At 60.0% G+C, this 19,248-nt stretch carries 17 protein-coding genes; 10 read left to right on the forward strand and 7 right to left on the reverse strand.

Features of this window, described 5'->3' with window-relative positions:
- Positions 1–11: 11 nt before the first annotated feature.
- The 4 genes from JNB89_RS01515 (at position 12) to JNB89_RS01530 (ending at position 4,842) form a co-directional block, all read left to right on the forward strand.
- Entirely contained in the window at positions 12–674 is a 663-nt protein-coding gene (locus tag JNB89_RS01515) for a paraquat-inducible protein A (protein ID WP_220360980.1), read from the forward strand.
- The gene (locus JNB89_RS01520; RefSeq protein ID WP_220360981.1) at positions 667–2,295 is read left to right on the forward strand and encodes an intermembrane transport protein PqiB; all 1,629 of its coding nucleotides are present in this window, start codon (positions 667–669) and stop codon (positions 2,293–2,295) included. Before JNB89_RS01515 ends, JNB89_RS01520 begins: the two co-directional genes overlap by 8 nt.
- Positions 2,292–2,990, forward strand: a complete 699-nt coding sequence (locus tag JNB89_RS01525) for a PqiC family protein (RefSeq protein ID WP_220360982.1) — start codon at positions 2,292–2,294, stop codon at positions 2,988–2,990. The genes JNB89_RS01520 and JNB89_RS01525 overlap by 4 nt, the downstream gene beginning before the upstream one ends.
- An 82-nt stretch (positions 2,991–3,072) precedes the next feature.
- Positions 3,073–4,842 (forward strand): methyl-accepting chemotaxis protein, encoded by a 1,770-nt coding sequence (locus JNB89_RS01530; protein WP_220360983.1) that lies wholly within the window; start codon positions 3,073–3,075, stop codon positions 4,840–4,842.
- Positions 4,843–5,011: 169 nt separating this feature from the next.
- Here JNB89_RS01530 and JNB89_RS01535 read toward each other — a convergent pair whose 3' ends face one another.
- Positions 5,012–5,977, reverse strand: coding sequence for a helix-turn-helix domain-containing protein (locus JNB89_RS01535; RefSeq protein ID WP_220360984.1), 966 nt, complete (start codon positions 5,975–5,977; stop codon positions 5,012–5,014).
- A 262-nt stretch (positions 5,978–6,239) separates the two neighbouring features.
- On the opposite strand from JNB89_RS01535, the gene JNB89_RS01540 reads away from it, so the two are divergent.
- Positions 6,240–7,055 (forward strand): SDR family NAD(P)-dependent oxidoreductase, encoded by an 816-nt coding sequence (locus JNB89_RS01540; protein ID WP_220360985.1) that lies wholly within the window; start codon positions 6,240–6,242, stop codon positions 7,053–7,055.
- A gap of 107 nt (positions 7,056–7,162) precedes the next feature.
- On the forward strand, positions 7,163–8,695 hold the full coding sequence (locus tag JNB89_RS01545) for an amino acid permease (RefSeq protein WP_220360986.1): 1,533 nt from the start codon (positions 7,163–7,165) through the stop codon (positions 8,693–8,695).
- Between the two features lie 120 nt (positions 8,696–8,815).
- On the opposite strand, the gene JNB89_RS01550 is transcribed toward JNB89_RS01545, so the two are convergent.
- The 4 genes from JNB89_RS01550 to JNB89_RS01565 form a co-directional block, all read right to left on the reverse strand.
- Positions 8,816–10,153: an MFS transporter gene (locus JNB89_RS01550; RefSeq protein WP_220360987.1), complete on the reverse strand. Its 1,338-nt coding sequence runs from the start codon at positions 10,151–10,153 to the stop codon at positions 8,816–8,818.
- Between the two features lie 147 nt (positions 10,154–10,300).
- Positions 10,301–11,980 carry an MFS transporter gene (locus JNB89_RS01555; protein ID WP_220360988.1) on the reverse strand — a complete coding sequence of 560 codons (1,680 nt, stop codon included), beginning with the start codon at positions 11,978–11,980 and terminating at the stop codon, positions 10,301–10,303.
- A 120-nt stretch (positions 11,981–12,100) separates the two neighbouring features.
- Positions 12,101–12,742, reverse strand: coding sequence for a 4-carboxy-4-hydroxy-2-oxoadipate aldolase/oxaloacetate decarboxylase (locus JNB89_RS01560; protein ID WP_013341423.1), 642 nt, complete (start codon positions 12,740–12,742; stop codon positions 12,101–12,103).
- Positions 12,743–12,820: 78 nt separating this feature from the next.
- Positions 12,821–13,699: an NAD(P)-dependent oxidoreductase gene (locus JNB89_RS01565; protein ID WP_220360989.1), complete on the reverse strand. Its 879-nt coding sequence runs from the start codon at positions 13,697–13,699 to the stop codon at positions 12,821–12,823.
- A 253-nt stretch (positions 13,700–13,952) separates the two neighbouring features.
- Here JNB89_RS01565 and JNB89_RS01570 point away from each other — a divergent pair, with 253 nt between their 5' ends.
- Both JNB89_RS01570 and JNB89_RS01575 read left to right on the forward strand, forming a co-directional pair.
- Positions 13,953–14,666, forward strand: coding sequence for a GntR family transcriptional regulator (locus JNB89_RS01570; RefSeq protein WP_220360990.1), 714 nt, complete (start codon positions 13,953–13,955; stop codon positions 14,664–14,666).
- A gap of 33 nt (positions 14,667–14,699) precedes the next feature.
- Entirely contained in the window at positions 14,700–15,563 is an 864-nt protein-coding gene (locus JNB89_RS01575; RefSeq protein ID WP_220360991.1) for an amidohydrolase family protein, read from the forward strand.
- Positions 15,564–15,904: 341 nt separating this feature from the next.
- On the opposite strand, the gene JNB89_RS01580 is transcribed toward JNB89_RS01575, so the two are convergent.
- Positions 15,905–16,756, reverse strand: a complete 852-nt coding sequence (locus JNB89_RS01580; protein ID WP_013341427.1) for a LysR substrate-binding domain-containing protein — start codon at positions 16,754–16,756, stop codon at positions 15,905–15,907.
- 124 nt (positions 16,757–16,880) lie between these two features.
- Between JNB89_RS01580 and JNB89_RS01585 the strand changes: the two genes are divergently transcribed.
- Both JNB89_RS01585 and JNB89_RS01590 read left to right on the forward strand, forming a co-directional pair.
- Positions 16,881–17,585, forward strand: coding sequence for a haloacid dehalogenase type II (locus JNB89_RS01585; RefSeq protein ID WP_220360992.1), 705 nt, complete (start codon positions 16,881–16,883; stop codon positions 17,583–17,585).
- 17 nt (positions 17,586–17,602) lie between these two features.
- Positions 17,603–18,400 (forward strand): aldolase, encoded by a 798-nt coding sequence (locus JNB89_RS01590; protein ID WP_220360993.1) that lies wholly within the window; start codon positions 17,603–17,605, stop codon positions 18,398–18,400.
- Positions 18,401–18,402: 2 nt separating this feature from the next.
- On the opposite strand, the gene JNB89_RS01595 is transcribed toward JNB89_RS01590, so the two are convergent.
- Positions 18,403–19,224, reverse strand: coding sequence for a TetR/AcrR family transcriptional regulator (locus JNB89_RS01595; RefSeq protein WP_220360994.1), 822 nt, complete (start codon positions 19,222–19,224; stop codon positions 18,403–18,405).
- Between the last annotated feature and the right edge of the window lie 24 nt (positions 19,225–19,248).

The raw sequence follows: 19,248 nt of genomic DNA on the forward strand, positions 1-19,248 counted from the left end.
GGGCCATCGCGATGAAGACACTCACCGCCTCCCACGCCGGACTGCTCGCGTGCCACGCTTGCGGGCGCGTCGAGCGACGCAGGGCCGGCCATGCGCGGCAGCACTGCCGGCGCTGCGGTGCCCCGCTGCATCGACGCAATCCGGCCAGCCTTTCGCGCACCTGGGCATTGCTGCTCGCGGCCGCGATTCTGTATGTGCCGGCCAATCTGCTGCCCGTCATGCACACCGCTTCGCTGGTGGGCTCGGAAGACGACACGATCATCAGCGGAGTGATCTACTTCTGGACCTCGGGGTCGTGGCCGCTTGCAATCGTCGTGTTCGTTGCGAGCATTCTCGTGCCGATGCTCAAGCTTACGGTGCTCGTGCTGCTCGCCGCCAGCGCGCAACGCCGCTCAGCCTGGCGCCCGATGGAACGCGTGAAGCTGTACCGGATCGTCGAGCGCATTGGCCGCTGGTCGATGCTCGATGTGTTCGTCATCACGCTCACTGTCGCGCTGGTGCGCTTCGAATCGCTCGCGGTCATTACCGCAGGACCCGGCGCACTCGCGTTCGGTTGCGTAGTCATCCTGACCATGCTGGCTTCGATGCAGTTCGATCCGCGACTGATCTGGGACCACGTCGAGGGCGGCAACCCGCCCACGGCCAGCACCGCCACGGAGCCGCCTCATGAATAGCCCGCAAGATCCCGACCCGCGCGCCGAGCTTCCGGACGCGCCCGATCCCGGCATCGAGTCGCGCCGCGGCTGGCTGCCCTCTCTGGTCTGGGTGGTGCCGCTCATCGCGGCGCTGATCGGCATTGGGCTCGTCGTCAAGTCGATCACCGAACGCGGACCGCAGGTCACCATCAGCTTCAACAACGCGGAAGGTCTCGAACCCGGCAAGACTCAGGTCAAGTACAAGGAAGTGGTAATAGGCGCGGTCAAGTCGATCACGCTTTCGAAGGATCATTCGCACGTGGAAGTAGCCGTGCAACTGAGCAAGCAGGCCGAAGACTTCGCGGTGAAAGACACGCGCTTCTGGGTAGTACGCCCGCGCATCGGCGCGAGCGGCGTGAGCGGAATCGGCACGCTGCTCTCGGGCGCCTATATCGGCGTGGACGCGGGCCGCTCGAAAGAATCGCGCGACACCTTCGTCGGGCTGGAGGCGCCGCCGCCCGTTACCGCCGACCAGAAGGGCCGCCGCTTCACGCTGCATGGCGATTCGCTCGGCTCCATCGACATCGGCTCGCCGATCTTCTACCGGCGCGTGCAGGTAGGCCAGGTGTACGGCCTCTCGCTCGACAAGGACGGCAAGGGCGTGACGATGCAGGTGTTCGTGGCCGCGCCCTACGACCAGTACGTCGGCACCAACTCGCGCTGGTGGCATGCGAGCGGCGTCAACGTGCGGCTCGATTCGAGCGGTTTTGTCGTCAACACGCAATCTCTCACGTCGATCCTGGTGGGCGGCCTGTCGTTCCGCGCGCCGCCCGGCCAGGAGCGCGGACCGCAGGCTGCCGACTACACGAGCTTCCGACTTGCGTCTGACGAAGACGAAGCGATGCGCGCACCGGACGGCCCGCCCCTGCGCGTCGTGATGAGGTTCAATCAGTCGCTACGCGGCCTCTCGGTGGGCGCCGCCGTCGACTTTCGCGGCATCGTGCTCGGTCAGGTGATCGACATCAGCGTCGACTATGATCCGCAAACACGCAGCTTCACGATGCCCGTGACGGTCGAGCTGTATCCCGACCGCCTGAAGCGCCGCACACACGGCGCGCCAGCTCCCGATCTGGGCTCCGCAGAAAGCCAGCAACTGCTGCGGCATCTCGTCGAGCGTGGTCTGCGTGCACAGTTGCGTACCGGTAATCTGCTGACGGGTCAGCTATACGTCGCGCTCGACGTTTTTCCGAAAGCCGCGCCTGTCAGCTTCGACGCCACGCGCGACCCGCTCGAGTTGCCGACCATCCCCAACTCGCTCGACGCATTGCAAACCCAGGTGGCCGACATTGCGAGAAAACTGGAGCGAGTTCCATTCGACCAGATCGGCGCGAACCTGAACAACTCGCTGAAGAACGCCGACAGGCTCTTTGCGCAGCTCAGTACGGAAGTGATGCCGCAGGCGCGCGACACGCTGGCGGCGGCGCGGCAAACCTTCAGTTCGGCCGAGGCCACACTCAGACAGGATTCGCCGCTGCAGTCCGACATGCATCAGGCGTTGCAGGAACTGACGCGCACGCTGCAGTCGCTCAATGCACTGGCCGATTATCTGGAGCGTCACCCGGAATCTCTCGTGCGCGGCAAGACGGGAGACCAGCCATGAACCGTTATGCAAGCCGCCGGACAATGTCAGGCGTGCGCCGTTCGCTCGCTGCGTTGGCTGCGTTCGGCGTATGGGCGGGATTGACGGGCGTGGCCGCGCTTAGCGCATGCTCGTCGCCGCCAAGCGGTTTCTACACGCTGGTTGGCGGAATGCCGCTCAGCACGAGTCGCGCCACCGCACCACCGCCCGCGCTACTGATCGACGTGGCTGCTGTCGACGTTCCCGCGCAAATTGCCAGAACGGCCTTTGTCGTGCACACCGGCGCGAACCGCGTGAACGTGCTGGAGCAAACGCGTTGGGCCTCGTTGCCCGCCGACGAAATCCGTCAGGCGCTCTCGCAGGAACTCGCGCAGCGTCTCGACACGTTCGACGTCGCGCGTTCGCCGCGCCCCGCCGGTGTGCCGGTCTATCGCGTCACCGTGAGCGTGCAGCGCTTCGAATCGTGGCCAGGCTCGCATGCGCTGATCGATGCGGTGTGGAGCGTGCGCGCGCTGGCCGACCAGACCGTGGTGACCTGCCGCAGCGTCGTCAGCGAACCGGTAAGCGCGGGCAACACTGCGCTGGTCGTCGGACACCGCCAGGCGCTTCAGCAAATTTCGGCAAGTCTTGCCGACGTCATCCGCACTCTCGACGCCAAAGCGCGCGCGCCGCGCCTCTCGTCGACGCAAAGCGCGGCGCCGTGCCCCGCGACCTAGGACGTTCAATTACAAATGCCCTTCAGTATTCCGGGAGATGGACGTAAACCAGATGTACGCCTCTTCTGGATACGGAACTGAAATGGACAACATGAAGGTATCGACCCGCTTGCAGGCCGGGTTCGGACTATTGACGGCGCTCATGCTCGTACTCGCCGCGCTCGCGTTCTATGGCTTGTCGGCACTCGACAACTGTCTGGACGGCATTGCCCGCGTGAATAACGAAGAAACCCGTCTGGCGAACGAATTGCGCGCGTCGATCCAGGACCGCGCGATTGCCATCCGCAACCTTGGGTTGATCACCGATCCGCGCGACGTCGCGGAAGAAGCGGAACGTATAAAGAAGCAGGATCAGATCTATGCGGACGCGTACCAGAAACTCACGCGGATGTTCGCCGAAGAGCCCAGCACCACCGCAAAAGAGCGCGCGCTGATCGACCAGATCAGGCAGGACGAAGCGGCGGCCATGCCGCCATTGCGCCGGGCAATGGAACTGGCACTGGCGCAGAACACGGCGCTCGCAACCCAGGAAATACTGCAGAACGCGCGTCCGCCGCAACGAGTGTGGCTTGCCCATGCAACGGAACTCGCCGGCTTTGAAGATCAGATGAACAAGGATGCGCAGAAGAGCGCCGCCGCGACCTATTCGACGGTACGCAACATCGTCGCGGTGATCGCGGCAATTGCGGTCCTGCTGGGCATTGCGACTGCCACGCTGATCTCGCGCAGCATTCTGCGGCAGTTGGGAGGCGAGCCGCGCGCCGCGCAGGAAATGGCCGCACAGATCGCGCAAGGCAACCTCACAGTCCGCGTGCATGTCGCGCCAGGCGACCGGACGAGCTTGATGGCCTCGCTGGAATCGATGCGCGAGAAGCTGACGGCGATCGTGTCGGGCATCAAGACCTCGGCGGAATCCATTTCCGTGGCCGCGGGCGAGATCGCGCAAGGCAATCAGGATCTCTCGCAACGCACCGAGGAGCAGGCCGCCTCGCTGCAGGAAACCGCGGCCAGCATGGAAGAGTTGACTTCGACCGTGCGCAACAACACCGACAACGCGCGCCAGGGCAGCACGCTCGCAGCCGCGGCTTCCTCGACAGCCGCAGCGGGCGGCGACGTGGTCGAGCAGGTTGTGGTAACCATGCGCGACATCTCGTCGAGCTCGGCGAAGGTCACGGAAATCATTTCGGTGATCGAAGGAATTGCTTTCCAGACCAATATTCTGGCACTCAACGCCGCAGTGGAAGCCGCTCGCGCAGGCGAAGAAGGCCGGGGCTTTGCAGTAGTGGCCGGCGAAGTGCGCACGCTCGCGCAGCGCAGCGCGACGGCGGCCAAAGAAATCAAGGACCTGATCGAAGCGTCGGCCTCGCATGTGACAAGCGGCTCGCAGCTCGTCGAAAACGCCGGCAAGACGATGAGCGAGGTTGTGCGCTCGGTGCAACAGGTGACCGACATCATGGGTGAGATCGCTTCCGCATCGTCCGAGCAAACGAGGGGAATCGAGCAGGTGAACGTGGCCGTCACGCAGATGGACGAAGTCACCCAGCAAAACGCGGCGCTCGTCGAGCAGGCCACCGCCGCCGCGCAGGCCATGGCGGATCAGGCCGAAAACCTGCGCGCCGCAGTGTCCGTTTTCACGGTCGCCGCAGGCGGCCAGGCTGTGCATAGTGTCGCGAGCACCGCACAGGCAAAGCCGCGCCCCGCCGCCGCGCCGCAGAAAAAAACCGTCCCATTGGCGGCGAAATCGAAGCCGGCGGCCGCGAGCGCGCAACCATTGCAGCCGGCCGCAGCGCAGCCGCGCAGCAAGGAACGCGAACTGCAAGACGCCGGCGCGGACAGTTGGGAAACCTTCTAGACGATGCCTTTCCATCAGAACCGGCGCTTGCGCGCCGGTTTTTTTTTTCGCTGGAGCGATCCTGGCCGGCACTTGCGCCGTGAGAAGTCGTTTTTGCGCGCGTCCGGCCGATGTCTGTCACGCCTGCACGAGATGGTGTTCGACATCTCTTGTTTAGAAGACGCAGCGGCTAACCGCGATACCTTCGAAGCGTTTCTGACGGGAGTTCGCCAAACTGTTCGCGATACTCCGCGGAGAAGTTGCCTAAATGCCAGAACCCCCACCGCGTCGCAGCTTCCGTTACCGAGGCGGCGCTCTGCAGCTCGCGTTGTACCTTCCCGAGACGAATCGCACGGGTGTACAAGAACGGATTCATGCCCAGCGCTTCTTCAAAAGCGTACTGAAGCGTGCGACGGCTGGCTCGAAGCCGAACGCACAGTTCCGCAACCGTGAGTGGGCAGTCGGGCGACGCCTCCACCAATTCACGGACCGCACGAACAAGCTGCCAGTGCCGTGACGTTCGCGAAGCGCTTTGTGTAAGCAACTCTGGTTCAGAATCGAGCACGTCGGCGAGCCCGAAGACAGCGCTTCGCTCGAACGTTTCAGCGATGTTCGCGTCCTTCGTGAGATGCGGCATCCTGGTGAGGATGTTAAGCATGCTCTCAAGTGCGACACGGAACTCCTGCAACCTGGTAGATGCCACCGGAATGGGTCCCGCTCTCCTCGTAAGTCGGGGGCGGAGCAAATCAAGGTGTTCCCGCGCGGCACGGTTTGAAATGTTCTCTGGGCAAATTTCCAGGTTCACAACGAGGTGCTGGTCAGGCGACAAAAACTCGAATCCACCTTCTCCAGAGAAAACGTGGAGTGCATCGCGATGGCTCGGCTGTCCACATAGTAATGCGTGTCCCTCCAACTGAAAGGGAATGCCAACCGCGATTTCCTTGGCCGCCACCTCGCCGCGCTGGTAGACCGTTCTATTGAGTCGCTCGATATGCACACGGAAGCCGCCGATGGCTAGCGTGGTGACTGAGCCATCGAACGCGCCGCGCGAAATTTGACAATAGCTCTGATTCCACGTGTCCAGAAGCGCTGCTTGCTCCTCAACACTGTGGCAAGTCCGCACCGCGACCGGCGTTGTTAGTTCGCATGTTGACATTTTTCGCATCCTCGACGAACGCTTCAGCTTTCCCCTCTCCAGTGTAAGGGAAGAAAAAACTAGCGACGAGCCTCCGACGACTGCGCCTAACCCGCCATAAATTACAAGTTCCTTCCACCTCGGACGCGGGGTTCAGTCTACAAGCCCAGGCATCAAGTTGGTCCTCCAGACGCCAGGCTTGGCGCGATTTTGCCAATTTTGGATAGTCTCGGGATTTCGGCGAGCCTACCTTCTCCGAACTCACACGACAAGGAGCGTCCAGATGGCTGAATACAAGGGCTTCGCCGAGAGTGATACCACCGCAAGCGCAGGTAGAGGACGTCTTGCCGGGAAGATCGCCATCGTCTCCGGCGGCGCAACCGGCGCAGGCGGTGCAGCCTCCCGGTTGTTTGCGAAGGAAGGAGCGAAAGTCGCGGTAATTGACATCAATCAGTCAGCCGGCGAGCAAGTGGTCGACCAGATTCGCGCTGAAGGGGGAGTTGCCGAATTTTTCGCCGCAGACGTCTCAAAGCGCGCTGCAGTGGAAGATGCCGTTGGCAGCGTCGCGTCCCATTTCGGACGAATCGACACGCTCTTTAATCACGCGGGCAGCATCGTCGTCAAGCCCTTCCTGGAGACGACCGACGACGACTATGACTGGCTCATGGATGTGAATGTCAGAAGCATGTTCATGATGACGAGAGCCGTGCTTCCTCACATGCTGGCTTCAGGCCGCGGTTCGATCGTCTGCACCGCGTCGATCTCGTCAGTCGCGGCTACTCCGCTGGAGGTGTTGTATTGCACGACGAAGGGAGCATGCGCGATGTTCGCGCGGGCCATTGCGCTCGAATATCGCGACCGCGGCATCCGTTGCAACGCTGTGAACCCCGGGTTTATCGATACCCCGCATGGTCGACGGGAAATCGATGCTCTTGCGAAGTACGGGTTCGACGCTAGCGAAGCGGCTTTAGCTGTCCAGCAGGGCCGGCTATGCGCACCGGAGGAAGTGGCGCAGGCTGCTCTCTTCCTTGCGAGTGATGATGCGTCTTTCATTAACGGCGCTCACCTGTACGTCGACAACTGCTTCACAGCTGCATAAGCGCAGGCCGGCCGAATTGCGCACACGAAGACATTCCCGGTGCTCGCACATTATGCGAGCAGATAAACAGCGCCCGACATGAGTGAATTCTTTAACAAGGAAGCGTCATGGACACGAAACGAACTACGCACGCGACGGAATTCGTCGATGACGACGTAAAGCTGCTGCACGAGATGGGCTACGCTCAAGAATTGTCCCGCCGTATGGGGGCATTTTCTAACTTCGCGGTGTCGTTCTCGTTGATTTGCATTCTCTCCGGGGGCATCACGTCCTTTCAGTTGGGTCTCTCCGCGGCGGGAGGTGCCTCAATCGGCCTGGGGTGGCCACTTGGCTCGCTGTTCGCCCTGATTGTCGCCGCGGCGATGGCACAAATCGCTTCGTCGTATCCGACTGCCGGCGGCCTCTATCACTGGAGCTCGATTCTCGGGGGCAAGACGTGGGGATGGCTGACGGCATGGCTGAACCTTCTAGGCTTGGTCTTCGTTGTCGCCGCAATCAACTATGGAACCTATGACCCGTTCTTCAGGACCATCATTGCGCCCATGTTTGGGGTCGCGCCGGAGTCGCTCGGTTGGTGGTCGCAGACCGTTTTTCTCACCGTCATCACTGCCTCACAAGCATTCTTGAATCATAAAGGCATTCGCATAACCAGTCGAATCACTGACTTGTCCGGATACCTCATCTTTGTCGTAACCATTTTGCTCGTCGTGTCTTTGCTCGTTTATTCGCCCGTCAAGATCGACCTTTCGCGGCTGTTTACCTTCACAAACTTTACCGGTGTAGACGGTGGTATGTGGCCGAGGCAAACGATGGCGATGGCCTTTCTCTCAGGTCTTCTGCTTACGGCATATACGATTACCGGGTTCGATGCATCCGCACACACGTCGGAGGAGACACATGAGGCCTCCCGAAACGTGCCGCGCGGCATCATAGGCTCGGTCTTCTGGTCCACGACGTTTGGCTACGTGATGGTCTGCACGTTCGTGCTGGTGATGCCCGATGTGGGTGCTGCCGTAAAGCAGGGAACGGGCTTCTTTCAGGCAATATTAGCGCCGATTCCTGGGCCTTTGCGCTTCGTCATTGAGATCTTGATGTTCTTCATCAACTACGTCTGTGGTCTCGCAGCCGTGACCTCGACCTCACGAATGATGTTCGCATTTGCTCGCGATGGCGGGCTGCCTGGCTCCAGGTGGATGCGCAAAGTCAATTCAGAGCATCGGACCCCGGGCATCGCGATCTGGGTTTCCGCAATCCTCGCGATTGTCGTGACGCTTTATGGCGACGCGTTCTCTGTGTTGAGTGCCGGAAGCGCCGTTTTCCTTTTCATCTCGTATGCAATGCCGATAGCCGCTGGTATCTTTGCTGAAGGACGTAGCTGGAGCGAAAAGGGGCCTTTCCAGCTTGGCTGGCTGTCCAAGCCATTTGGCGTGCTGGCCGTGTTCGGAGCGTTAGTGTTAGCTTACGTCGGCATTCAACCGCCGAACGAGAAGGTCATCTACGTCATAGCTGCGCTACTAGTTCTTCTTCTCGCGGTATGGTACGTGGGCGGTGTACGTAAGAGCTTTGCAGGCCCTCCTGTCGGCGGCCTGTCGAAGGACCGGGAGCGCGCCCTCGAGACCATCGAAGGTCAGCTCGAGTAAGTTACCAAGGGTACAGAAGCGAGCGGCTGGACTGCCATCACAGTATCCAGCCGCTCTCCCCTGCCCTATCGCGCGTAGCCACTCAGCCACTGCGGACCGCCCGACAATACGGGAGAGCCATCAGGTAGCCACTGTCGGCCTCAACTTCGCGCGTAGGCGTCGCTCTGCTTCCTTCACAAACCTCAGCCTCACGACGAGGATGCCGGCCGCAACGAGCGTCAGGCTCACGAAGGCTAATCCGGCGTAAATGGAGCCAGTCGAGTCTTTCAGCGCGCCGAACGCGACCGGGCCGATGAATCCGCCCAGGTTTGCAATGGAGTTGATTGCTGCCAGACCGACGGCCGCCGAGGAGCCCGTTAGGAACAGTGACGGCATCGCCCAGAACGGACCGTAAGGTGCATAGATGGCCGCGGTGATAACGGTCAGCAGAACAATCGAAACCCACAGATTGCCTGCAGAAAGCGCCATCAAAACGAGCGCAATGCCGGCAACGAAGAGCGGCAGCGCAACATGCCACCTTCGTTCTCCGGTTCTATCCGAGCGTCGAGCCCACCACACCATGACGAGCGTCGCAACTGCATATGGCAGGCCATTCACCAATCCCACTGCTGTACTGCTGAGCGTGTGGCTCAAACCCTTCACGATTTGCGGCGAATAGAAAGCGAGTACGTACACGGCGACCGATTTGGCGTAATAGATGAATGCAAGCAACCAGATACGGACGCCGCCCAGGCTGCTCCAGAACGACACCGTTCCGTGCTGCTTCACCTTTGCCGCCGCTTCGGATTCGAGGACACCGGCCAGCCACGCCTTTTCTTCCACAGTCAACCACTTTGCGTCGCGCGGGTTGTCGACCAGGATGCGCAGGGCAAGGAACCCGAGGAGCACTGCCGGCAAGCCTTCAAGGATGAACACCCAACGCCAGGAAGCAATGCCGTTCCAGTGCACGTGGTCGAGGATGAGTCCCGACAGCGGCCCTGCGATAAGAGTGGCAATCGGCAGCGCCAACATAAAGAGCGCCACGACTCGCGCACGCTGTCGCTCCGGGAACCAATACGTCAAATAAAGCAGAACGCACGGGAAGAAGCCCGCCTCTGCGATGCCCAGGATAGTCCGAACAATGGCGAGCTGAAGGTAGTTGTTCACGAAACCGGTGCAGGCGGCGACGGCGCCCCAGGTGAACAGGATGCGTGCAATCCATTTACGCGCGCCATATCGATGCATCAATATGTTGCTCGGCACCTCGAACAGGAAGTAGCCCACCGTAAAAAGGCCCGCTGCAATGCCAAACTGTGTGGACGTGATGCCCAGGTCCGGGTTCATCTTCAGTGCAGCGAATCCGATGTTGGAGCGGTCGATGAACGCAATGATGTAGAGCACAATCAGGAATGGAAGAATGCGCCATTGAATCTTTTGGATCGTGCCATTGATGTGGTCGGTCTGTACTGCCGCGGTCATGCTTTGCCTCCGTCTGGCGATGGCGCCCCGACCCTTCGGATAGCGCCTGCACCTGAGCTTTAATTGATTTCTGTTGAAAGGACGTTCTGTTCGCTCCTGGCCCCTCCACAGCGGTAGTTCCGCAAAAGCGCCAGATGCTGGTGGTCCTTATGTTTCCGCACGGACCGGGTCAGCCGCCACCTCTTCCGATTCCTTTATGAAGCGCGATTCGGGCAGGAAGAAAAAGCCGACGACCGCAACCGCGCCTGAAACTACAGTTGGGTACCACAGCCCGAAATAGATATCACCTGTCGCTGCCACCATCGCGAAGGCGGTCGCAGGTAGAAATCCACCGAACCAGCCATTACCGATGTTGTAAGGAAGGGAAGTCGCGGTGTAGCGAATCTGCGGAGGGAACAGTTCGACAAGCCAGGCGGCGGCTGGACTGTACACCATGGTCAAATAAATGACCGGAATCATGATGAGCAGAACCAGCATCGGTTTATTGACTGCCGATGGGTCGGCACTCTTCGGGTAACCGTGCTGCACGAGCGCGGCAGATAGCGATTCAGTGAATAACTTGATACGTTCAGTGACCTGCGCCGCGCCAAGACCCTGGAGGCTGCCGAGTTCGACAACCTGGCTGCCCACGGTCACGACCGTGGCTGGTCCATTCGACTGTGACGCGGTGTAGTTCACTGCATTCTTTGCCAGTGCCGCTTTCGCCACGTCGCACGGCTTGTTGAAAGTGCTTGTGCCAACAGGGTTGAACTGGAAACTGCACTCGCTCAGGTTCGTATCGAGCCTCACGGGCGAGGTGGTCTGAGCGTATTCGAGCGCCGGATTCGCGTAGTGCATGATTCCCTTGTAAATCGGGAAGTAGGTCAGCGCGGCGATTGCACAGCCCGTGAGAATCACCGGTTTTCGGCCAATACGGTCGGACAGCCAGCCGCACAACACGTAGAACGGAAGGCACAGCACCAGCGCGATGGTCAGGACCTCGTTGGTCAACTTCCCGTCCAGCTTCACCGCTTGCAGCAGGAAGAACTGAATATAGAACTGTCCGGTGTACGCAACCACGCCGAGCCCTGCGGTGCAGCCGAGCAGCGACGCAATCACGAGCTTCCTGTTCCTGGCGTTGACAAACGTGTCGCGCAGCGGCGACTTCGATTGCTCGCCTTTCTCCTGCATCCGCTTGAACTCCGGGCTCTCGTTGAGCTTCACCCGAATCCATAACGAAATGCCCAGCAGGACGATGGAGAACAGGAACGGAAGACGCCATCCCCACGCTCCGAACGAGTCTTCGCCCACACCCGAACGCACGCCCAGAATGACGAAGAGGGAAAGGAGCAGACCGAGCGTTCCGGTGGTCTGAATCCACGACGTGTGCAAACCGCGTTTCTCGGCGCTCGAGTGTTCCGCCACATAGGTCACTGCACCGCCATACTCTCCGCCCACGGCAAGGCCTTGCAGCAGTCGGAGCACAATTAGGAGAATTGGAGAGGCGATACCAAGAGTTTCATACGAAGGCAGCAGCCCTACAATAAAAGTCGGCAAACCCATTAACACAATGGTGACGAGGAAGGTCCGCTTTCTCCCGGCGATGTCGCCAATCACCCCGAACACGAGCGAGCCGAACGGCCGAACGATGAACCCTGCCGCGAAAGCCAACAGAGCAAAGATAAAAGCGGCCGTTGGATTCACGCCAGAGAAGAACTGCTTCGCGATAATTGCGGAGAGCGAACCGTACAGATAAAAGTCGTACCACTCGAACATCGTCCCTAAGGATGAGGCGATGATGACTTTTCTCCGTTCGCTCGACGATGTTCGGGATTTCAAGGCAAGCATTCCAGTCTCCTACTATCTCATTGCAGCGCCGGAGCCTGGTGGAAGGCACAGATTCCGGCCGGGTCGTTTCACTGACGACTATCTGATGACTATCTGATAACTACGGCAGAGGAGCGCTCGTCAAATCATCCCGAACTGCTCCAGCTTGTCGCGCAAGCCAAGCAGTTCCACCATGCTCTTGCCAGCAGCGATTCCTTCGCGGATTCCGTTTTCCTTGTCTTCGCGCGCACGGCTGAGGCGAATGACATCTTCAACTTCATCCTGAGCGACCACGACCAGTCCATCACGGTCGCCGACGACAATGTCGCCCGGATTCACGACAACGCCGCCGATGCTGACGGGAACGTTGACCTTGCCGGGTTGGTTCTTGTTGGTGCCCTTGATCGAAAGGCCGCGCGAGAATGTGGGAAAGCCCATCTCGATGATGGTGTTTGCATCGCGGACCGAGCCATCGATAACCAGGCCGGCAATGCCGAGTTTCTGAGCGGCCATAGTAAGCAGGTCGCCCCAAGGACCAGCTTCGGTGAAGCCTTTGGCGTCTACGACGAGCACGTCGCCGGGCTTGGCCTTGGTCAGCGAGTAGTGAATCGCCAGGTTGTCGCTCGGTCGAATGTCGACGGTTAGCGCGCGGCCGGCCAGCCGCACGGACGGGTCTATCGGGCGCAGTGCGCCGTCGATTGCGCCTTTCTGACCTTGCGCTTCATGAATCGTTGCGGTGCCGAGTTGCTTGAGCGCTTCAATCTGTTCATTGGTAACGGACATAACCTTCTCCAGAGCAATAGGGTAAGCAGGGGCCGGGCAGTCGAACTGCCGGACGACTTCAATGTTCGTGATCGAGGCTTAGGCCGAGACCTTCTCGGGCTCCGACGAGAGCCAGTTGAGCGCATCCGCCAGTGCGGGCATTTCGGTGGGAAGCGGAGATGCTTCGAGCTTGTCCGCTGTACGAGCGAAGCGATGCTGCACACCGTCAAGGACGTCCGAGACGATGCCAATGGCAGCAAGTTGACGTTCGGCCTCTTCGACCTCGTGCTGGCGACGACGAGCATGAATAACGTGAGTCGTGACCAGCATTTCGAGGAATTGCGGCAACGAGGCCTTATCGATGTCCTGCAGCACTTCGTAGAGCGCGGGGCGCAATCCTTGCCTTTCCGCTGCCATGAGTACCTCGACCGCCAACGCCTCCATACCCTTCGTAAAAACGCTGCGTAGAATCTTCAGCGACATTGCGTCGCCAGCGCGGCTGCCCGGAAGAACGCGCGGCGCTACATCTGCGGCTTCAGCCAGGATCGTTGAAAAGGACGCCGCGCCATCGCCAGCGCAGAGTAGCGGTGTACGTGCACCCAAGAGCGCAATGGCACCCATGATGGCCACGTCTGCATACGCGATTTTCTGCTCGCCAGCTAGCGCTTCGCCCTGACGTTTCGTCTCCGGAGAAGCGGTAGTGAAGTCGGCGAACGAGGCTCCCGGCTTCATGAACCCGAAGCAACTCTCGGCGACCTGCAGGGATTTCGTGCCCACTACGCACGAAAAGACCCAGTCCGCCTCCCCGAGCCATGGTCCGACCGCCTCGTTGATAGGTACGTCGATGTCACGAGCGAGATTTGCCGCCAGTTGGGACACCCGCTGCTCGCACAGCAGGAGCTTATTTCCCGCAACACTCGCCAGTGCGCTCGCGTAGCATCGCCCGACCTCGCCCAGACCAACAATTGCAATATTCATCAATACCTCCTTGGACGGGTAAACAGTACAAATAAAATACAATCGTCACAAGCAAAGTTTGGACATCGCCGGGAAAACCCCTACTTTTCGCAATCGACGCTTGCGAACTGGCCACGACAAGAACAATGAAAAGACAATAAGTCATGTAAAATGGGCGACAGAGGGCGCTACGTCCATCGCGGGCCCTTCGTCCCGCGGACGTCTTTGGGCTGACCCGTTGCCAGTCGAGCGAGCAAGACACGTGAAAAAAGGAATGGAATTCGCCTACGACACGATGCGCAAGCGCATCCTGTCAGGCCAGTACGAGCCGGGCACCCAACTGAAAGAAGAACGCCTGGCGGAAGAGTTGGGCATGAGCCGCACACCGATACGGGCGGCGCTTAAGAAGCTCGCTGAAGACAAGCTCGTATCCGTCGAGGCAAACAGAGGTGTTTTTGTTGCAGGCTGGACCCGCTGGGACATTGAAGAGATGTTCAGTCTGCGCGCGCTGCTGGAGCCGCATGCCGCCCGGCTTGCTGCCGCGCGTGCCACGGAAAGCGACATTGGCAAGCTGAATGAAATCAACGCCGAAATGGCCAGCGCAATTAAAAGTCGAGCGGACGATGCGGTGCTGCGAATACAAGCGGCCAATCGGGCCTTTCACATGCACCTGCTCGATTGCGCCAAGTCGCAGCGCTTGAAGTCGATGCTCGTCACGCTTATCGACATGCCGGTCATCACGCGGTCGTTCTTTCTCTACTCTGCACCGGACTTCGCGCGAAGCCTCCAGCAGCATGAGGACATTGCGTACGCAGTCCAAACCCACGACGGCGAACTTGCCTGCAATCTTATGGAGTCGCACATTCGGCTGTCGTATCGTCGATTCATGAAAGAACGTATCGACTCCGGCCACGTACCCGCCGAGGACAATCAGGCGGCCAGAGGCGCGAGTACTCAAGCGGCCGACAGCGACTTACCTGAGAAGTGAAATACAAAGGAAGAACAATCTCTGCGAGTGCCCATGACGCCTTTTTCTGCCGGCGAATGCCGCCCCACCGTCGTCCTGCCTGACAACTCTTGCGACTGCCACATGCACGTGTTCGATGACACACGGCTACCTGTGGCTGGGGCTACAGTTACGCCGCCGACCGCAACGGTCAACGACTATCGAAAATTGCAGGAGCGGCTCGGGACCAGGCGCTATGTGCTTGTGCAGCCCTCGACGTACGGCACCGACAACAGCGTGATGGTGTCGACACTCGTCGAGAATCGCACCAATGCGCGAGGTGTCGCGGTGGTGAACGACAAGGTGCCCGATGAGGAACTGGTTGCTCTAAACGACGCGGGAGTGGTCGGCATCCGCTTCAATCAGGTTCAAGCCGGAGCAACCTCACTCGCCATGCTGGAGTCGCTTGCTCCCCGGATACAAACGCTGGGCTGGCACATCCAGCTACATGTGACTGGGCAGCAGTTCATCGATTACGCCGAGCTGCTATTGCGTCCCGGCGTCCCGCTTGTTCTGGACCACTATGCACGCTTACATCATGTCCCGAGCTTGGCGAATGCAGTAACGGAAAGGCTGATGCGGCTCATGGACTCTGGCCGCGTTTGGCTGAAACTGTCCGCGCCGTACCTATCAAGTCAGGCCACGCATCCACCGTACATCGACCTGGGCCACAGTCTTGAATCCTTGACCCGCAACTTTCCCGAAAGGCTCGTGTGGGGCTCGGATTGGCCTCACGCGACGGAAGCAGACAAGCCGGATGATGCGCAAATGCTGGATTGGCTGACAAGTCAAATTCCGTCTCGCAAGCTGCAGGAATCCGTATTCGTCGAGAATGCAGCGTCACTGTACCGGTTCCAGGTTGCCCGGGAAGCACTGTAAGACAACGGTGATTCGGACAAGACCGTCGGATCTCGGCAAAGACTCGCTTACAGCATGGGAGCGTTAGGTCGGGCGTCAAATGCATTCAAGGCACTGCCCGCGCTCCTGTGATGCATGCATGTTCGTGTCGTCCAAAGCGTCCTTCAAACCCGAACGTGCGTATAGACGTCATTTGACGAATTTCTTTCGTTGCTTAACGCAGGCTATTGCGTAACGCTGAGCGACGCACAACGCGTGACGATCGACCATCGCGTGGACAAGCACAGCCCCCTCGCCTTCATGCGCGCCGGACTCTATGTTGGCTCTTGCTGGCCGGCCGGCGCGTCGTTTCGCCGGCCCTGCTACGCACTCATTTCCTCGACCAGAAAGTCGACCAGCGCGCGCTGATGTGCATTGAGCACACCGCCGGAGCTGACCAGAGCAAGTTCTGTGGGCGGCAAAGGCGGAAAGCCATTGCATAAGCGATGCTCGGGCAGCACCGCTGTAGTGGGCAGAACCGAAATGCCCAAGCCCGAAGAAACCGCTGCCTGAATGCCCGTCAGGCTGTGACTCCCGAATGCCACGCGCCAACGCCGGTGCGCTTTGTCTAGACCGCGAATCGCGCGCTGCCTGTACACGCAGCCTTGCGGAAACAACGCGAGTGGAATGGGTTCGTCAGAAGACGGTTCCGGCGCCTGAGCGTTGGCACCCTGCACCCACACGAGCGACTCCGGCCACGCTGCAAGACATTCGCCGCTTGCCGGCTCGCGCTTGACCAGCGCGATTTCTATCTCACCGCTGGACAGTCTGCGTTGCAGGTCTGCACTCATGCCGGCCACAGTTTCGAGCCTGACGCCCGGCTTCGTTTTGACGAAGCCGGACAGCATCGCCGACATGCGGCGCGCGTCGAAATCTTCCGGCACCCCAATGCGAAGCGGCGTGACTGCCACATCGCTCGTGAGCGCGTCTTGCGCCTCCTGCGCCAACGCAAGCAGGCGCCGAGCGTACTGCGCAAGCAGTTCGCCATGCTCGGTTGCCGTCACCTGATTGCCGGTGCGGTCACGCAACAGCAATGTACGGCCAACCAATTCTTCGAGCCGCCGAACCTGTTGGCTCACGGTAGATTGCGTGCGATGCACGCGCTCGCCCGCCCGCGTGAAGCTGCCTTCGTCCACCACGCAAATGAGCGTATTCAGCAGATCGAGATCAAGCATGATGAGCTCGCTTGGTTATTTGCAATGCAACTGATGTCGAGAGATTAATTTAATTTTCCAATAACCGTCAATGGACTTAACCTTGAGGCCATTCACGCATCGACTCATTTCTGGAGCACAGTTCATGTCACTGGATAACACTGCGCGGCCGCACTGGCTTACGTTCGACTGCTACGGCACCTTGATTCAATGGGACGAGGGCCTGCAGGCCGCGGTACGCGACATTCTTCAGACCAAGGGTGCGGATCAGGTGGATCCGGCAAAGCTGATCACCGTATACGACCGACACGAACATGCGCTCGAGCAGACTGCGCCGCACCGCCCGTTTCGCGAAGTGGCCGCCACCGCACTGCGTCTTGCGCTCGCCGAACTCGGCTTGCCCGGCGACGCAAACGACATTCGCACCTTGACCGATCGCATTTCGGCAATGCCGCCGTTTCCGGAAGTAGTCGACACATTGCGGCGACTCAAGCACGATGGCTATCGCCTGTGCATTGTGTCGAATACCGACGACGACATCATTGCCGGCAATGTCGCGCAACTGGGCGATTTGATTGACCGCGTAATTACCGCTCAGCAGGCGGGTGCGTATAAACCAGACCGGCGGCTATTCGATTACGCACACGCTCAGTTGGGCGTGACACGCGAGGAGGTCGTGCATATTTGCGCGAGTCCGCATCTCGACCATGCGGCCGCACGCGACGTCGGTTTTCGCTGCGTATGGATCGACCGTGCAACGGGCCGCAAGCTACTGCCCGATTACACGCCCGATGCAACGCTCTCTACACTGGATCAGGTACCGGCGCTGTTTGCTTCGCTCGGCTGGTGACTCTCAGGAACGACAATATGGCGCATACACTTTCCGCTACTGGCTCGTCTGCATCATCCTCATCAACTGCGGCGTTGCAACTCGACTCCGACGCCGTCAACGAGGCACGCATACAACTCGCAGCGTGCTTTCAACTGGCGGCGCAATATGGTCTGGAAGAAGGGATCTGCAATCATTTTTCAGCCATGGTGCCGGGACACGACAACCTGTTTTTCGTCAATCCATATGGCTATGCGTTCTCTGAAATCACCGCATCGCGACTGCTGATTTGCGATTTCGACGGACAGGTTCTCGCGGGCGAAGGCAAGCCCGAAGCAACGGCGTTCTTTATCCACGCGCGCTTGCATCGGCTAAAGCCGCGCGTAAAAGCAGCTTTTCATACGCACATGCCGAACGCAACTGCGTTATGCCTGCTCGAAGGCCCACCGTTGTTGTGGCTGGGGCAAACCGCACTGAAGTTCTACGGCCGCACTGCTGTCGACGAGCATTACAACGGCCTCGCGCTGGACGATTCAGAAGGTGATCGCATTGCCGCCGCGGCCGGCGACGCAGACGTCGTGTTCCTCAAGAATCACGGCGTAATGGTCATGGGCGAAAGCATTGCAGAAGCATGGGACGATCTGTATTACCTCGAGCGCGCCGCGCAGGTGCAACTCAAGGCAATGAGCAGCAATCACGCCTTGAAGGCCGTACCGCATGAAATAGCGCAGCGCACGTATGAACAGATGCGTGCCGCCGACAAGGAAAGCGCACAGGCTCATCTGGAAAGCGGCATGCGCGAGTTGCACAGGCGCGGAATTGGTTTCGATCAATAGCACTATTTGCGCACTTTATGCGCGGCGGCGACTGCATCGAGTCCCGCCATCACGAAGCGGGTGAAGTCCTCCACGAGCGCCGCCCGGTCTTTTGCAACAGCGGGCAGCAAAGTTGCCTGCACCTGGCGCGGCGCGATCATCAGTGCGATGCAAGGCAGCACGCTAAACATCAACGCTCTCTGCACCGCCGGCTCGTGCGGATTCAACTGCAACACTTCTCCAATCAGTCGGAGCAATACGGCGGCCTTGGGACGCACCGCCTTTTCTATGAGCGCGGGCATGGCCGGTGAGGGCGACAACACCTCCCGCAGCATCAACATGAATCCCCACGGCGCGCTCGTACTGGTGGAAAGACCGACGAATCGCGAGATGACCGCGCGCAGCTTGTCCCGCGCATCGCCGGGCGCCTCCGTCAGCGCAGACAATTCGTCGAGGCTCACCACCTGACGGTGCGCCTCGACGAGCGCCGCCTCGTAAAGCGCCTCCCGACTGCCGAAGTGATAGTTCACCGACGCCATGGGCGTGCCCGCACGCTCGCATATTTCCTTGCTGGTGGCATCGGCGAAACCGCGCGCGGCGAATACCTGCCCCGCAGTGTCCAGTAGATGCTGGCGCGTCGCCGCACCATCGGGCCGGCTCGCGCGCTTCACACGCACTGACTCCTCGGCTCGTGCGCGCGGTTTCGGCTCTTTCGCCTCTTTCGCGTGTTTGGCATGTTCCGTACGGGCCGCGCGTACCGAGGCCGCCGTGGGCTTTCTGGCAGTTTTTGCTTCCGCGCTCCTGTCCGTTATTTTCGCAGCGATGGTCGCTCGTTTGGTCGGCATGGCAAGGGCAAGGGCAAGCCCGAA

Source organism: Paraburkholderia phenoliruptrix (assembly GCF_019511605.1).
Taxonomy (GTDB): domain Bacteria; phylum Pseudomonadota; class Gammaproteobacteria; order Burkholderiales; family Burkholderiaceae; genus Paraburkholderia; species Paraburkholderia phenoliruptrix_A.

Excerpts from the sequence above, each read along its gene's own strand:
- JNB89_RS01580 (WP_013341427.1), bottom strand. The coding sequence starts at position 16,756 with ATGCTTGATCTCGATCTGCTGAATACGCTCATTTGCGTGGTGGACGAA.
- JNB89_RS01530 (WP_220360983.1), top strand. The coding sequence starts at position 3,073 with ATGGACAACATGAAGGTATCGACCCGCTTGCAGGCCGGGTTCGGACTA.
- JNB89_RS01575 (WP_220360991.1), top strand. The coding sequence starts at position 14,700 with ATGACGCCTTTTTCTGCCGGCGAATGCCGCCCCACCGTCGTCCTGCCT.
- JNB89_RS01535 (WP_220360984.1), bottom strand. The coding sequence starts at position 5,977 with ATGTCAACATGCGAACTAACAACGCCGGTCGCGGTGCGGACTTGCCAC.
- JNB89_RS01550 (WP_220360987.1), bottom strand. The coding sequence starts at position 10,153 with ATGACCGCGGCAGTACAGACCGACCACATCAATGGCACGATCCAAAAG.
- JNB89_RS01540 (WP_220360985.1), top strand. The coding sequence starts at position 6,240 with ATGGCTGAATACAAGGGCTTCGCCGAGAGTGATACCACCGCAAGCGCA.
- JNB89_RS01585 (WP_220360992.1), top strand. The coding sequence starts at position 16,881 with ATGTCACTGGATAACACTGCGCGGCCGCACTGGCTTACGTTCGACTGC.
- JNB89_RS01565 (WP_220360989.1), bottom strand. The coding sequence starts at position 13,699 with ATGAATATTGCAATTGTTGGTCTGGGCGAGGTCGGGCGATGCTACGCG.
- JNB89_RS01520 (WP_220360981.1), top strand. The coding sequence starts at position 667 with ATGAATAGCCCGCAAGATCCCGACCCGCGCGCCGAGCTTCCGGACGCG.
- JNB89_RS01570 (WP_220360990.1), top strand. The coding sequence starts at position 13,953 with ATGGAATTCGCCTACGACACGATGCGCAAGCGCATCCTGTCAGGCCAG.
- JNB89_RS01560 (WP_013341423.1), bottom strand. The coding sequence starts at position 12,742 with ATGTCCGTTACCAATGAACAGATTGAAGCGCTCAAGCAACTCGGCACC.
- JNB89_RS01525 (WP_220360982.1), top strand. The coding sequence starts at position 2,292 with ATGAACCGTTATGCAAGCCGCCGGACAATGTCAGGCGTGCGCCGTTCG.
- JNB89_RS01515 (WP_220360980.1), top strand. The coding sequence starts at position 12 with ATGAAGACACTCACCGCCTCCCACGCCGGACTGCTCGCGTGCCACGCT.
- JNB89_RS01595 (WP_220360994.1), bottom strand. The coding sequence starts at position 19,224 with ATGCCGACCAAACGAGCGACCATCGCTGCGAAAATAACGGACAGGAGC.
- JNB89_RS01545 (WP_220360986.1), top strand. The coding sequence starts at position 7,163 with ATGGACACGAAACGAACTACGCACGCGACGGAATTCGTCGATGACGAC.
- JNB89_RS01590 (WP_220360993.1), top strand. The coding sequence starts at position 17,603 with ATGGCGCATACACTTTCCGCTACTGGCTCGTCTGCATCATCCTCATCA.
- JNB89_RS01555 (WP_220360988.1), bottom strand. The coding sequence starts at position 11,980 with ATGCTTGCCTTGAAATCCCGAACATCGTCGAGCGAACGGAGAAAAGTC.